This is a genomic window from Cryocola sp. 340MFSha3.1, assembly GCF_000383315.1.
GTDB lineage: Bacteria > Actinomycetota > Actinomycetes > Actinomycetales > Microbacteriaceae > Leifsonia.
Genome location: NZ_KB911087.1, coordinates 1,076,981 through 1,089,937 on the forward strand (window position 1 = coordinate 1,076,981; position 12,957 = coordinate 1,089,937).

Genomic DNA, 12,957 nt, shown 5'->3' on the forward strand with positions numbered 1-12,957 from the left:
GCTGTGACCGTATCCGGACGTTTCGTCGCCCTGCTCGCGCTCGGCGTGCTTCCCGTCGTGCTGCTCGGCGGTGCGACGGGGATGGCGTACGCCGCGCTCGGCGGCTGGCTGCTGCTCTGCGTGATCCTCGGGCTGCTCGACCTCCTGCTGGCAGCGTCCCCGCGTGCGGTCGCGGTCGAGCGCACCCTGCCCGGCCGGGTGCGTCTCGGCGCCGAGGCCGTCTCGGAGCTGTACGTGACGAACACCGGCCGACGGACGCTGCGCGGAACCGTCCGCGACGCCTGGGAGCCGTCGGCCGCCGCGGAACCGACGCGGACGAAGGTCGACATCCCCTCGGGCGAGCGGCGCCGGATCGTGGCGTCCCTGCGCCCCTGGCGTCGCGGCGAGCGTCGCGTGAGGAACGTGACCGTCCGGTCGTGGGGCCCCCTCCATCTGTGGGCGCGCCAGGCGACCCTCGACGCTCCCGGCCGCATCCGCGTGCTTCCGCCGTTCACCGCCAGAAAGCACCTGCCGTCCCGGTTGGCCCGGCTGCGCGAGCTCGAGGGCAGCACGAGCGTCCTGCTCCGTGGCCAGGGCACGGAGTTCGACTCGCTGCGCGAGTACGTGCGCGGCGATGACGTGCGCTCCATCGACTGGCGAGCCACCGCACGGCGGCACGACCCCAACGGCGGACTCGGCGCACGCGTCATGGTGCGGACGTGGCGCCCCGAGCGCGACCGCCGCGTCATCGTCGTGATCGACTCCGGCCGGACCTCCGCCGCTCGGGTGGCCGACGAGCCGCGCATCGACACCGCGTTCGAGTCGGCGCTGCTCCTCGCAGCCCTCGCCACCCGCGCGGGCGACCGCGTCGACATGGTCGCCTACGACCGCATGGTGCGCGGTCGCGTGCAGGGCGCGACGGGTCCGGAGCTGCTCTCACGGATGGTGGATGCGATGGCCGGCATCGAGCCGGCCCTGATCGAGATGGACTGGTCCGCCATCCCGGCACAGGTCTCCGCCCTGACCTCGCAGCGCTCACTGGTCGTGCTGCTCACCTCGATCGAGTCCCCGGGGGGCTCGCGGGGGCTGCTCTCGGTCCTCCCGCAGCTCACGGCGAAGCACCTGGTCGTCGTGGCCAGCGTCACGGATCCGGACACACTTGCGGTCACCAGCGAGCGCCATGACCGCAACGAGGTGTACCGCGCCGCTGCGGCGGAGCGTTCGCTGCTCGATCTCAGCCGGGTCGCCGCGGCGGTGAAGCGCCTCGGCGGCGACGTCGTGACGGGTTCGCCGGCCGATCTGCCGCCCGCACTGGCTGACCGCTATCTGGCCCTGAAGGCGGCCGGCCGGCTCTGAAACGCGACCGTCGTCAGGCGGCGACGATGCGACGCGCGCCCGCCTCGAACTCCTCGAGGTCGCCGGTCTCCCCCGCCCGCACCGCGCGCCGGCCGAGCACCAGCATGTACGCGAGGAACGCCGCGAGTGCGAGCGCGCCGATGCTGATCTTCGCCCACACGGGCAGCCCCGACGGCGTCACGAAACCCTCGATGAGCCCCGAGACGAACAGCGAGATCGCGCAGCCGACAGCGACCGTGAAGAGGGCCCGACCGTCCTCGGCCAGCGCCTGTCCGCGCGTCCGCGCCCCCGGGGCGATCCACGCCCAGAAGATGCGGAGCCCTGCCGCGGCCGCCACGAAGACGCTCGTGAGCTCGAGCATGCCGTGCGGCAGGATGTACGAGAACATCACGTCGCCACGCCCGTAGGCGAACATCACGCCGGCTGCCGTGCCGACGCCCACGGCGTTCTGGATGAGCACGTAGGGCACGTACAGCCCGGTGATTCCGAAGGCGATGCACTGGGCGGCGATCCACGCGTTGTTCGTCCACACCTGCCCGGCGAACGACGCCGCCGGGTTGTTGGAGTAGTAGTCGATGAAGTCGTGCTCGACGTACTTACGCAGGTTCGCGTCGTCGCCGAGGTTGCGGAGCACATCCGGGTTGCCGGTGATCCACAGGGCGTACAGGGTCGCGATCACGATCGTGGCGACTGCCACCGCGAGCACGATCCACCGCAGCCGGTACAGCGCGGCGGGCAGCTGGAGCACGAAGAAGCGGGGCAGCTGCGCGAACAGGTTGGCTCCGGCGCCGGTGAAGCGCAGCCGCGCGGAGGAGAGCGCGAGCGACAGCCGGTCACCCGCGGCCGTCGCGCCGGCACTCGTCTGAATGGCCGACAGGTCGGCCGCTCCCGACTGGTAGAGATCGATCAGTCGGTCCGCCTCCTGGCCGTCGAGGCGTCGCTTAGATGCCAACCGGGAGAGTTCCTCCCAGTCGGCGCTGCGCGCTGCGGTGTAGGCGTCGAGGTCCATCTGCTTAGATGATATCTATGATGCAGGCCGGGGCGGGGAACGTGTCCCAGGACGACCGCGAACTGGTCACGGGTGAGGCCGTCGCACTCGACGTGAAGCCCGCCAGTTACATCCTTCGGGCCGCCGGCACCATCATCGACTGGCTCACGTACCTGCTCGTCATGTTCGGGTGCATCATGCTTCTCGTCTCCACGGGCAGCGGGCTGGATGAGGCCCTCGCGCGGGCGCTGATCATCCTGATCCTGGTGTTCGGGATGGTGATCCTGCCCACCACCGTCGAGCTGCTGTCGCATGGCCGATCCCTCGGCAAGCTGGCGGTCGGGGCACGGATCGTCCGCGACGACGGCGGGGCCACCGGGTTCCGTCACGCGTTCATCCGCGCCCTGGTCGGCGTGCTCGAGATCTTCCTGACGTTCGGGTCCATCGCAGCACTGACCGGACTCCTCAACAGCCGCTCCAAGCGCCTCGGCGACCTCCTCGCGGGCACGTACAGCCAGCTCGTCCGTGTGCCGCGGCCGACACCGCTCCCGCTCTACCTCGCGCCGCACCTGAGTGCCTGGGCCGCGACCGCGGATGTCGCCCGCCTGCCCGACCGGTTGTCGCGCCGCATCGCCCAGTTCGTCCGCCAGGCGCCCGATCTGACCCCTGCGGCTCGTCACGGGCTCAGCACCGAGCTCGCCCGCGAGGCCGCGCCGTACGTCTCTCCGCTGCCCCCGGTCGATGCCGAGACCTTCCTCGTCGCGGTCGCCGTGCTGCGCCGCGACCGCGATGCCCGCGGGCTGGCGCTCGAGAAGCAGCGGCTCGACCGGCTGGACCCGGTGCTCGGCGCCCTCCCCCACGGTTTCCCGGACCGCTGACCGCGCGCCCCGTCGCCGCCCGCCACCGACTGGAGACGCCATGACGTACCGCCGCCGCATCGTCGACCTCAGCCACCGCATCCACGCGGGTCTGGTGACGTATCCCGGCCTGCCGGCGCCGACGATCCAGCCGCACCTGACGCGCGAGGCGTCCCGGTCCGTGTACGCCGCGGGGACCGAGTTCGCGATGGATGTCATCACCATGATCGGCAACACGGGCACCTACCTGGACAGCCCCTTCCACCGCTATGCGGACGGCTCGGATCTCGCCGGCCTCGACCTCGACACGCTCGTCGGTCTGCCGGCGGAGGTCGTCCACCTGACCGGGCGGGAGGAACGCGGCATCCCGGCGTCCGCGCTGGAGGGTCGCGCGGCGCCAGGCTCGGCGGTGCTGCTGCACACCGGCTGGGATGCGCACTTCGGGACGCCCGCGTACGCCGCCGGCGCGCCCTTCCTCACCGAGGAGGGCGCGCGGTTGCTCGCCGATGCCGGGGTCGCGCTCGTCGGCATCGATTCGCTCAACATCGACGACACGGAGTCGGGCGGCAGCCGGCCGGCGCACAGCATCCTGCTCGCCGCGCGCATCCACGTCGTCGAGCACCTCACCGGGCTCGGCGCGCTTCCGGAGCGCGGAGCCCTGTTCACGGCGGCGCCGCCCGCGGTCGAAGGGTTCGGTACGTTCCCCGTGCGGGCCTTCGCGGAGCTGCCGGCGGCCGAGTGACGCGCGAGCGCGCTCAGTCGTGCAGGATGCGCTGGAACAGGACGTGGTCCTGCCAGCGGCCCGCGATCTTGAGGTAGTTCGGGGCGACCCCGATCCGCTCGAATCCGGCGCGGGTCAGGACGGACTGCGAGGCGTGGTTGGCGAGCAGCGTCGCCGCCTGGATGCGGTGCAGGCCGTACTCGTCCCGCGCCGCATCGATGAGCGCACCGAGCGCCGCAGAGGCGAGCCCTCGGCCCACGTGGTCGCGGTCGAGCCAGTAGCCGACGTTCGCCGACTGGAACGCGCCGCGGACGAGGTGGCTGAGCGTGACACCGCCGGCGATCTGGTCGCCGTCGGCGATCACCAGAGGAAGGGCCGCATCCACGTCGCGCAGCGCCAGGAGTTCACGGGTCTGGGCGAGCTGCCCGGCCTCCGTGAAGAAGTCCTCCGTGCGGGTCGGATCCCACGGGGCCAGGTGCCCGCGATTGCGCTGGTAGGCGGCGGCGAGCGCCCCGGCGTCCTGCTCTCTCCGCACCCGGAGGATCAGGCCGCCGGGGAGCTCCCGGTCGGCGAAGTGGAGGGCCATCAGTAGCGGTAGTGGTCGACCTTGTAGGGACCGTCGACCGGGACGCCGATGTAGGCGGCCTGCTCGTCGGTGAGCGTCGTCAGCTCGACACCGAGGGCGTCGAGGTGCAAGCGCGCGACCTTCTCGTCGAGGTGCTTGGGGAGCACGTACACGCCGATGGGGTAGTTCTCCGGCGACACGTACAGCTCGAGCTGTGCGAGCACCTGGTTGGTGAACGAGTTGCTCATGACGAAGCTGGGGTGACCGGTGGCGTTCCCGAGGTTCATCAGACGACCCTCCGAGAGCACCAGGATGCTGCGACCGGTCGGCAGGCGCCACTCGTGCACCTGGGGCTTGATCTCCACCTTCTCGGCACCGGGCAGCGCCTCCAGCGACGCCATGTCGATCTCGTTGTCGAAGTGGCCGACGTTGGCGACGATGGCGAGGTGCTTGAGGCCGAGCAGGTGGTCGAGGGTGACCACGTTGACGTTGCCCGTCCCGGTGATGAGGATGTCGACCTGGTCGATCACCGACTCGAGCCGCGCGACCTGGTAGCCGTCCATCGCCGCCTGCAGCGCGTTGATCGGGTCGACCTCGCTGACGATGACGCGGGCGCCCTGGCCGCGGAGCGCTTCCGCCGCGCCCTTGCCCACGTCGCCGTAGCCGGCGACGAACGCGACCTTGCCGCCGATGAGGACGTCGGTCGCGCGGTTCAGGCCGTCCGGGAGGGAGTGGCGGATGCCGTACTTGTTGTCGAACTTGCTCTTGGTGACCGAGTCGTTGACGTTGATCGCCGGGAACAGAAGCTGGCCTTCCTTGGCCAGCTCGTACAGGCGGTGCACGCCCGTGGTGGTCTCCTCGGTGACGCCGAGGATGTCGGCGGCGATGCGGGTCCAGCGGTCGGTGGAAGCGGCGAGCGACTCGCGCAGAGCCGCCAGGATGACACGGTACTCGTGGCTGTCGGACGCGGCGTCCTCCGGTACGGCTCCCGCGAGCTCGAACTCGCGACCCTTGTGGACGAGCAGGGTCGCGTCGCCGCCGTCGTCGAGGATCAGGTTCGGGCCGAGGTAGTCGGCTCCGTCGGCGGCGGCCTCCGTCGACCAGTCGAAGATCTGCTGGGTGCACCACCAGTACTCCTCCAGCGTCTCGCCCTTCCAGGCGAACACGGGGATGCCCGCGGGCGCCTCGGGGGTGCCGGTCGGACCGACGGCGATCGCGGCGGCCGCCTCGTCCTGCGTGGAGAAGATGTTGCAGCTGGCCCAGCGCACCCGGGCGCCGAGCGCGACCAGGGTCTCGATCAGCACGGCGGTCTGCACCGTCATGTGCAGGGAGCCGGCGATGCGCGCACCGGCGAGCGGCTTCGCGTCGCCGAACTCGGCGCGGAGGGCCATCAGCCCGGGCATCTCATTCTCGGCGAGCCGGATCTGGTGCCGCCCGGCGGCGGCGAGGGAGAGGTCGGCGACCTTGAACGGCAGGGCGGTGGTGGCACTAGCAGGCATGGCCTCTATTGTGGCATGCCCTCCCCGCTGCGTCCCGGGGATGACGCTCAGGCGCGGATGAGCGCGAGCACCTCGTCGCGGATGCGCGCCATCGTCGCCTGGTCGGCCGCCTCGACGTTCAGTCGGAGGAGCGGCTCGGTGTTGGACGGGCGCACCGAGAACCACCAGAACGGCTCGTCCTGCCCGACCCGGCCGGTGACCGTGAGCCCGTCGAGCTCGTCGAAGTCGGCGCGCGGCGTGAACGCCTCCACGATGCGTGTGAAGGCGGCGGGCACGTCGGCGACGGTCGAGTTGATCTCCCCCGACATCGCGTACGGCGTGTACCGGGCGGACAGCTCGGACAGCGGGCGGTCCTGCGCGCCGAACTCGGCGAGGAGGTGCATTGCCGCGAGCATCCCGTTGTCGGCGCTCCAGAAGTCGCGGAAGTAGTAGTGCGCCGAGTGCTCGCCGCCGAACACGGCGCCGGAGCGGCGCATCGCATCCTTGATCAGGGTGTGGCCGACGCGGGTCCGCAGCGGAACAGCCCCCGCGGCCTCGATCGTCTCGGGGACGATGTTCGACGTGATGAGGTTGTGGATGACGGTGATCTCCGCGTCCGGATCCTCCGCTCGTGCCCGCGCGATCTCCCGCAGGGCGACGATTGCGGCCACGGCGGACGGCGTGACGGCCGAACCGCGCTCGTCCACGACGAAGCAGCGATCGGCGTCGCCGTCGAAGGCGAGACCGAGGTCGGCGCCGTGCTCGACGACCGCGCGCTGCAGGTCGACGATGTTCTTCGGCTCCAGCGGGTTGGCCTCGTGGTTGGGGAACGTCCCGTCGAGCTCGAAGTACAGCGGGATGACGGTGATGGGCAGCGCAGGGAGCCCGGCGGCCTCTCCGAGCACGGCCGGAACGGTCAGGCCGCCCATCCCGTTGCCCGCGTCGACGACGACCGTGATCGGCCGGATGCCGCTCAGGTCGACGAGCGAGCGCAGGTACGCGGCGTAGCGCTCGAGCACATCCTCCTCGCGGAAGGTCCCCGGGCGGTCGACGGCCGGGATCCCGTCGTGCAGGTACTCGGCGGCGCGGTCGCGCACCGCGCCGAGGCCGGTGTCCATGCTGAGGCCCTGGGCGCCGGCACGGGAGAGCTTGATGCCGTTGTAGGTCGCGGGGTTGTGGCTCGCGGTGAACATCGCGGCAGGCGCCTGCAGGTAGCCGGAGGCGAAGTACGACTCGTCGGTGGAGCACAGCCCGATCGACACGACGTCGGCACCGCGCTCCTGCGCGCCGCGGGCGAAGGCGGCGGCGAAAGCCGGAGAGGAGTCGCGCATGTCGTGGCCGACGATGACGTCGGTCCCCGCGGCCTGGACCTCGTCCACGAACGCCGCGGCGATGGCCTCGACGACCTCCTCCGTGAGGTCCTTCCCGACCAGTCCACGGATGTCGTAGGTCTTGACGACGGACTGCAGACGCGGGTCGGTGATGCTCATGGCCCTAACCTATCGCGACGGCCGCCTCGGATGCCGGAGCCGGGGGCCGGAGTCAGGCGTCGGCGACGCTGACGTGCCGGACGATCTGCCAGCCCTGCGGCGCGGACAGCCGCTCGGCGTGGATGGCGCACAGGTCGTACGAGTGCGGCTCGTGCTTCAGGCTCAGCGGTCCGAGCACGGCCATCGAGTCGGCGTAGACGTAGGTGAGCGTCTGAACGGCATCGCGAGGACACGCGACACGGGAACAGGGACGGCTCAACATCGGGCTCAGACTACCCGACGGCGGCCGACGTAGGATGGCGACATGCCCCGCAACCGCCGCACCAGCAGTCAGACCCCGGCGACCAGCCGCTGGCGGAGCAGGCACGGCCGAGGCGCGCGGGGTCCGGTGACCGGCCCGCACCTGCCGATGCTGCAGAACCGGATCGACTTCTTCGACATGACCGTCGCATCCACCGCCGACTATCTCAAGGGCGTCTGGCCGGAGGAGCTGGCGAACGTGCACTTCGAGGTGGCTGCGACTCCGATCGGCAACTCGGGCGCCGACGGCGTCGACCGCTGGCGGGTGGATGCGGCCCACCGGCGCATCGTGCTCTACCGGGTGCCCATCCAGCGCCTGACCAAGCTGCACCACGACGACGAGCTGCACCGGCGCATGTACATCGAGGGATGCGTCTTCCGCGCGGTCGCCGAGCTGCTCGGCAAGGACCCGTGGGACCTCGCCCCCGACCGCTACCGGCACTTCTGATCCGGCGCGTCTGATCGGCGAGGGGCGATCTGCCCCTCCGGTCAGTTCGGGTAGACCGTGATAGGTGCGGCGAGCGGACCGGGCGGAGTGAGCGCGAAGCTGCTCGCGCGACCGTCCGCGGCGAAGCTGATGCTGCCGCGCAGGCCGTCCGCGCCCGTGACGCGGTAGCTGTCCGGGGCGACGCGCAACAGCGCGCCTCCCTCCGCGGGGACCGTCAGTGTGGCGGGCTTGCTGCCGGGCGCCAGCCCCTGCACCGTCACCGTCTTATCGGCCTCGCCGGCGTTCGCGAAGTGGAAGGTGGCAGCGCCGTCCTTCGGGACGGTTGCGAGCAGATCCCTCTGGAGCGGCTGGGCCGACGAGAACCAGGTGAAGTCGCGCGTCCTGGTCCCGATGACCGAGGTCCGGACCGCGGCGACGACGGGGACGTTCGCGTTCACGGTGACCGTGTAGTTGCCGTCCTTGAGGTGGTCGAGCGGGACCTCGGCGACTGTTCCCGCCTTGACGGTGGTCGCGTACGAGTCGCCCGCTGCCGTGCCGGCCTCGCCGACGGCGCCGATCGTGATCTGGGCGTCGGTGTCGCCGGGAACGAGGAGGCGGACGACCGGGTAGGTGAATCCGACGCCCTCCGCCGACTGCTCCGCCTGGACCGCCGCCATCGAGGCGATCGTGACCCCTGGGATGATCTGCTGGCGTGCCGGGGCGCCGGTCGGCCCGGCGAGCTCGGCTCCGCGCGGCTGGATGCCCTGCTCGAAGCTCTGCTGGAGCGATGCGGCGACCTCGCCGCCGGTCGTCTGCACACGGACGACCGGAGCCGCGGCCGACGGCACGAGCCCGGCGAGCGGGACGACCTTCTGGGATCCGGCCGGGACCAGGATGCCGGCGGCGCCCGGTGCGCTGACCGGGCCGGTCTCGGTGTACAGCGTCAGGTCGACCGTCGCGTCGACCTCGCTCGCATTCGACAGCAGTACGAGGCTCGTCTGGCCGAGGGAGGTCGAGCCGGCGGCGAGCCAGGTGTCGGCGCTCGGCTCGGCGCACGCAGCGGCGGCCAGCCCGAAGAGGTCGTCCGCGGCGGCCGTCTGGGACTGGGCGGCGGCGAACAGCGGCGGCTTCGTGGCGCCCTGCGGAGTGGAGACGGTCGCCACCAGCGGCGACTCGTCCGACGAGGACGTGTCGGCGTCCGGCTTCAGGGTGCTCGTGCGCACCTCCGCGCCCTCCGCGTGGGAGGTGTAGGTCGGGGCGCCGACCGCGCTCGGACGGGTGGCCTCTCCCGCGTCGGCCGCCAGCTGGAGCAGCGGCCCGGGGCAGATGCGCTGCTGATCCGCGGGGACGGGCGTCACGACCTGGGTGGGCGCTCCGATCGCGAAGTCGGGAAGGGGGAGCAGGGTGGCTCCGGCGACCGCCACGACGGCGATGCCGACGCCCACCAAGCCGCCGACGGCGCGTGCACCGATGCGGGCGATGCCTCTGCGGTCAGCCACGGTCGCCTCCCTCGAAGCTGCGTCGGGGTCGGATGATGGTCTCCTCCAGTCCGTCTTCGAGCGTCGTCGGCGACGGCGGCGTCGTCACACGCTCCGTCTCGCGCTCGAAGGGGCGATCGGTGTCGTCGCTACCCATGTCCACGGCCTCATCGTTGCTCGGTTCCGGATCCCCGTCCGACGCGGGCGGCAGCTCGGGCTCAGGCTCCGCGACCGGCTCGTTCTGCGCGACCGGCTCGCTGTCCGCGACCGGCTCGACCTCCGCGACCGGCTCGCCGTCCGCTACCGGCTCGACCTCGGGCACGTCCTCCTCCTCGGCGGACTCCACGATCGCCTCGTCGTCGGGCTCGGCCTCGTACTCCTCCAGGCTCTCGTCCGCCACGCTGTCGGCGGCGGCCGGCTTCTCCGGCTCGTCGTCGGGCTCGACAGCGGCCTCCTCGCGGCGTCGACGGTCGGGCCGGCGGGCGGAGAGCTCGGAGATGCGGTCCGCGGACCGGGTGGTCGGGATGGCCATCAGCACCGTGAGGCCGATGACGATGCCCTGCACGAGAAGCACGATGACGCGCCAGATACCTCCGGCGTCCGCGGGGATTTGCGCGGCGGCGGGGACATCGGACGTTCCGCGATCGAACGCCCAGAGCCGGCCAGTGGAGGTGACGCCCACCGGCGCGAGAAGCGGGTTCGCATCCATCGCCACGGCGGCGCGCGTGCGTGTGGCGTCGCCTGCTGCGGCATCCTGCCCCGGCAGAGCGGTCTGCGGAGGCGTCAGCAGCACGAAGTCGATGCCGAGGCGTTTCAGCTCTGCCGAGGCGTCGTATCCGCTGCGGGAGGAGAGGTTGCCTGCCAGCTGTGCCAGAGCGCGCTGGTCGGCCGTGAGGGTGCGCTGCGTGTCCGCGAGCGTCGACTGGTCGTCGAGGGTCTGACCGCTGCCCCGCACGATCTCGGCGCGGATGCCGCCCTCGCCCTGCGGGATGATGCGCAGCGTCCCGGTGCGCGGCTGCGTGGCCGCCTTGGCCGTAACGACCGCGGGCATCGTGCGGCCGTCGCTCTCCGCGACGTCGGCGTGACCGGTGAGGCTGACGATCCCGACCGGCACGACGGCGATCGCGAGCGTCACGATCGCGACCCAGGCCGGATAGACGGCGGCGCGTCCGATGGCGGACAACGCGAGGACGGCGGCGCCGATGAGCCCGAGCCAGTAGAGGCTCACCGCCGTGCCCGGCCAGATCGGGACGACAGTGCCACCGGAGACCGCGACCTGGACGTGGAGGGCGGCGACGGCGGTCAGGAAGCCCACGAGTGCGACCAGGAGGGCGACGATCGCCCGGACCGTGCCCCGCAGGAAGAGAGCGAGGATCGCCAGCACGCCGAGCGGCGCCAGCAGGATCGGGACGATCAGGTTGGCCGACGCTGTCGGCAGCTGCAGGGCGGTGGCGAGAGCATGCCAGCCGCCGAGGGTGCCGTCCGGGAATCCGAGCGCGAGCTGCCACGCCGGCGTCTGCCGTGCGTCCAGCGGGACGCCCGGGTCGGCGAAGATCGAGAGCCAGGCCCCCCGTGCTCCCTGCTGCACCACGAGCGGAGCGAACAGCACGAGGGCGGGCAGCGGGATGAACGCGATCCGCGCGGCGCGACGGCCGGCGAAGACCAGGGCTGCGATCCACGCGATGCCGAGTGCCGGGATGAGGATCGGGGCGCACGCCGCTGTCGCGGCGGCGAGCAGGGCCGTGGTGGCGCTGGCCGCCCAGGACCGGCGGGCGGCGAGGCCGGCGAAGAACAACCACGGCAGCAGGATGTGCGCGAGCACCGCCGACGGGCGCCCGCCCTGCAGAGCCACCAGCAAGGTCGGTGCCAAGGCGTAGGCGAGCGCGGCGAACGCACGTAGCGTCGCCCGGGTCGTCAGCCGTGCGGCCGCGAGCCACGCGCCGAGCGCCGCGAGCGGCACGGCGAGGACCCAGAGCAGCACGAGCGACTGCGACGGCTGCCAGAACGTGAGGGTCCCCAGGACCGCGAGCACCGCGGAGAACGGGTCCGCGGCGCCGACGAACCCGAGGCTCGTGTCGCGCCACCCGTAGCCGAGGTCCGCCCAGAGCTGGCCGACCGACGAATCGAGCGGCAGGAGTCCGCCGCCGGAGAGGGCACCGGAGCCGATGAGGGGGAAGAACAGGGCGACGCCGACCAGGAGCGCGGCGAGCACCGCCCATCCCCCGCCGGTTCCGAAGAAGTCGAGGTCCTGCTTCTCTCCCTGCTGGCGGACCATCGCCGCTTCGCGTTTCAGCGCGCGGGCGCGGCGCACCTCGGCGAACGGGATGCGCAGAGGGGCGACTGCGGCCCAGCTCACCTCACGCGCGGCTGCGAGCCGCCGCCGGGCGCTGCTCACCGCGAGGCCGGAGAAGGCGACACGGAACGCAGCCCCGAGCTCACCGCCCACCGAGCCCGGCTCCTTGCGCAGAAGCCGGAGGAGCCCGCGCAGGATGCCGAGCGGCACCAGGGTCAGCCAATGCAGCGGGACAGCCCATCCGGGGGCGTACACCATCCGGCGATGCAGCTGCGCGCGGCGCCGCTCGCCCGAGAGACGACGGCGCACCGTCCACTTCGACGAGAGATTCGGCCCGGCGACGCCGTCGCCCGCGATGGCGATGCGCGCCTGAGCAACCAGAGTGACGCGGAATCCGGCCAGGCGCGCCCGCGTGCAGAAGTCGAGGCCGTCGTCGACGGTCGGGAGCGCGGGGTCGAAGCCCTCCAGCCGCTCCCAGAGCGCCTGGCGAACGAGCATCCCGGCGCTCGACACGGCGAGGACATCGCTCAGGCCGTCGTGCTGGGCCTGGTCGAGCTCGTTCTCGACCAGCGGCACGGAGGCGCCGAACGGGGTCATCGCCTCGCCGAACTCGCGGATCAGAGCCGGGTCGTCCCAGTCGACCAGCTTCGGGCCCACCACGGCGACCGAGGGAGACACCTCGAGCGCCGCAAGAAGCGCCTCCAATGCCTCCGGCTCCGGAGCGGTGTCCTGAGCCAGGAGCCAGAGCAGCTGGCCCGAGTCGGAAGCGGGAGGGAGGACACGCACGGCCGTCGCGACCGCGGCGCCGAACGAGAGCTTCTCGGGGACGTTGAGCAGCTGGGTGGGCTGGGCTTCCGAGAGCAGACGAGCGGCGTCGTCGGAGGTCGCACAGTCGACGGCGATCACGGCGTCCGGTCGACGGGTCTGCTCCGCGAGGGCGTCGAGAGTGCGCTGCAGGCGGGGGCCGCCGCTGTGGGCGACGACGATGGCGGTGACTCTCGGATACATCGCCAGTCAGCCTAGGT

The 12,957-nt window shown here is 71.9% G+C and carries 11 protein-coding genes; 4 read left to right on the forward strand and 7 right to left on the reverse strand.

The features are described from left to right. Nucleotides 1–3: 3 nt before the first annotated feature. A complete protein-coding gene (locus H284_RS0105200; protein ID WP_020075396.1) occupies nucleotides 4–1,335 on the forward strand; it encodes a DUF58 domain-containing protein in 1,332 nt (443 codons plus the stop codon). Nucleotides 1,336–1,348: 13 nt separating this feature from the next. Here the strand turns inward: H284_RS0105200 and H284_RS0105205 are convergent, their stop codons facing one another. Continuing rightward, entirely contained in the window at nucleotides 1,349–2,344 is a 996-nt protein-coding gene (locus H284_RS0105205) for a stage II sporulation protein M (protein ID WP_020075397.1), read from the reverse strand. Nucleotides 2,345–2,361: 17 nt separating this feature from the next. On the opposite strand from H284_RS0105205, the gene H284_RS0105210 reads away from it, so the two are divergent. Both H284_RS0105210 and H284_RS0105215 read left to right on the forward strand, forming a co-directional pair. Continuing rightward, the gene (locus tag H284_RS0105210; protein ID WP_020075398.1) at nucleotides 2,362–3,201 is read left to right on the forward strand and encodes an RDD family protein; all 840 of its coding nucleotides are present in this window, start codon (nucleotides 2,362–2,364) and stop codon (nucleotides 3,199–3,201) included. A 40-nt stretch (nucleotides 3,202–3,241) separates the two neighbouring features. After that, nucleotides 3,242–3,922 carry a cyclase family protein gene (locus H284_RS0105215; RefSeq protein WP_020075399.1) on the forward strand — a complete coding sequence of 227 codons (681 nt, stop codon included), beginning with the start codon at nucleotides 3,242–3,244 and terminating at the stop codon, nucleotides 3,920–3,922. A gap of 13 nt (nucleotides 3,923–3,935) precedes the next feature. Here the strand turns inward: H284_RS0105215 and H284_RS0105220 are convergent, their stop codons facing one another. Genes H284_RS0105220 through H284_RS0105235 form a run of 4 tightly spaced genes read right to left on the reverse strand, consistent with a single transcriptional unit; the run spans nucleotide 3,936 to nucleotide 7,696 of the window. Continuing rightward, a complete protein-coding gene (locus H284_RS0105220) occupies nucleotides 3,936–4,487 on the reverse strand; it encodes a GNAT family N-acetyltransferase (RefSeq protein WP_018190082.1) in 552 nt (183 codons plus the stop codon). Continuing rightward, complete coding sequence (gene ahcY, locus H284_RS0105225) at nucleotides 4,487–5,965, reverse strand: adenosylhomocysteinase (protein ID WP_020075400.1); 1,479 nt, start codon at nucleotides 5,963–5,965, stop codon at nucleotides 4,487–4,489. Before ahcY ends, H284_RS0105220 begins: the two co-directional genes overlap by 1 nt. Before the next feature lie 47 nt (nucleotides 5,966–6,012). Beyond that, nucleotides 6,013–7,434, reverse strand: coding sequence for a phosphomannomutase/phosphoglucomutase (locus tag H284_RS0105230; RefSeq protein ID WP_020075401.1), 1,422 nt, complete (start codon nucleotides 7,432–7,434; stop codon nucleotides 6,013–6,015). A 52-nt stretch (nucleotides 7,435–7,486) separates the two neighbouring features. Beyond that, nucleotides 7,487–7,696, reverse strand: a complete 210-nt coding sequence (locus tag H284_RS0105235) for a DUF3499 family protein (RefSeq protein WP_026307082.1) — start codon at nucleotides 7,694–7,696, stop codon at nucleotides 7,487–7,489. A 42-nt stretch (nucleotides 7,697–7,738) separates the two neighbouring features. Between H284_RS0105235 and H284_RS0105240 the strand changes: the two genes are divergently transcribed. After that, nucleotides 7,739–8,182 (forward strand): metallopeptidase family protein, encoded by a 444-nt coding sequence (locus H284_RS0105240; protein ID WP_020075402.1) that lies wholly within the window; start codon nucleotides 7,739–7,741, stop codon nucleotides 8,180–8,182. 41 nt (nucleotides 8,183–8,223) lie between these two features. On the opposite strand, the gene H284_RS0105245 is transcribed toward H284_RS0105240, so the two are convergent. Continuing rightward, on the reverse strand, nucleotides 8,224–9,660 hold the full coding sequence (locus tag H284_RS0105245) for a DUF5719 family protein (protein WP_020075403.1): 1,437 nt from the start codon (nucleotides 9,658–9,660) through the stop codon (nucleotides 8,224–8,226). Next, entirely contained in the window at nucleotides 9,653–12,940 is a 3,288-nt protein-coding gene (locus tag H284_RS0105250; protein ID WP_020075404.1) for a glycosyltransferase, read from the reverse strand. The genes H284_RS0105245 and H284_RS0105250 overlap by 8 nt, the downstream gene beginning before the upstream one ends. Between the last annotated feature and the right edge of the window lie 17 nt (nucleotides 12,941–12,957).

Excerpts from the sequence above, each read along its gene's own strand:
- H284_RS0105220 (WP_018190082.1), bottom strand. The coding sequence starts at position 4,487 with ATGGCCCTCCACTTCGCCGACCGGGAGCTCCCCGGCGGCCTGATCCTC.
- H284_RS0105235 (WP_026307082.1), bottom strand. The coding sequence starts at position 7,696 with ATGTTGAGCCGTCCCTGTTCCCGTGTCGCGTGTCCTCGCGATGCCGTT.
- H284_RS0105230 (WP_020075401.1), bottom strand. The coding sequence starts at position 7,434 with ATGAGCATCACCGACCCGCGTCTGCAGTCCGTCGTCAAGACCTACGAC.
- H284_RS0105210 (WP_020075398.1), top strand. The coding sequence starts at position 2,362 with ATGATGCAGGCCGGGGCGGGGAACGTGTCCCAGGACGACCGCGAACTG.
- H284_RS0105205 (WP_020075397.1), bottom strand. The coding sequence starts at position 2,344 with ATGGACCTCGACGCCTACACCGCAGCGCGCAGCGCCGACTGGGAGGAA.
- H284_RS0105240 (WP_020075402.1), top strand. The coding sequence starts at position 7,739 with ATGCCCCGCAACCGCCGCACCAGCAGTCAGACCCCGGCGACCAGCCGC.
- H284_RS0105215 (WP_020075399.1), top strand. The coding sequence starts at position 3,242 with ATGACGTACCGCCGCCGCATCGTCGACCTCAGCCACCGCATCCACGCG.
- H284_RS0105250 (WP_020075404.1), bottom strand. The coding sequence starts at position 12,940 with ATGTATCCGAGAGTCACCGCCATCGTCGTCGCCCACAGCGGCGGCCCC.
- ahcY (WP_020075400.1), bottom strand. The coding sequence starts at position 5,965 with ATGCCTGCTAGTGCCACCACCGCCCTGCCGTTCAAGGTCGCCGACCTC.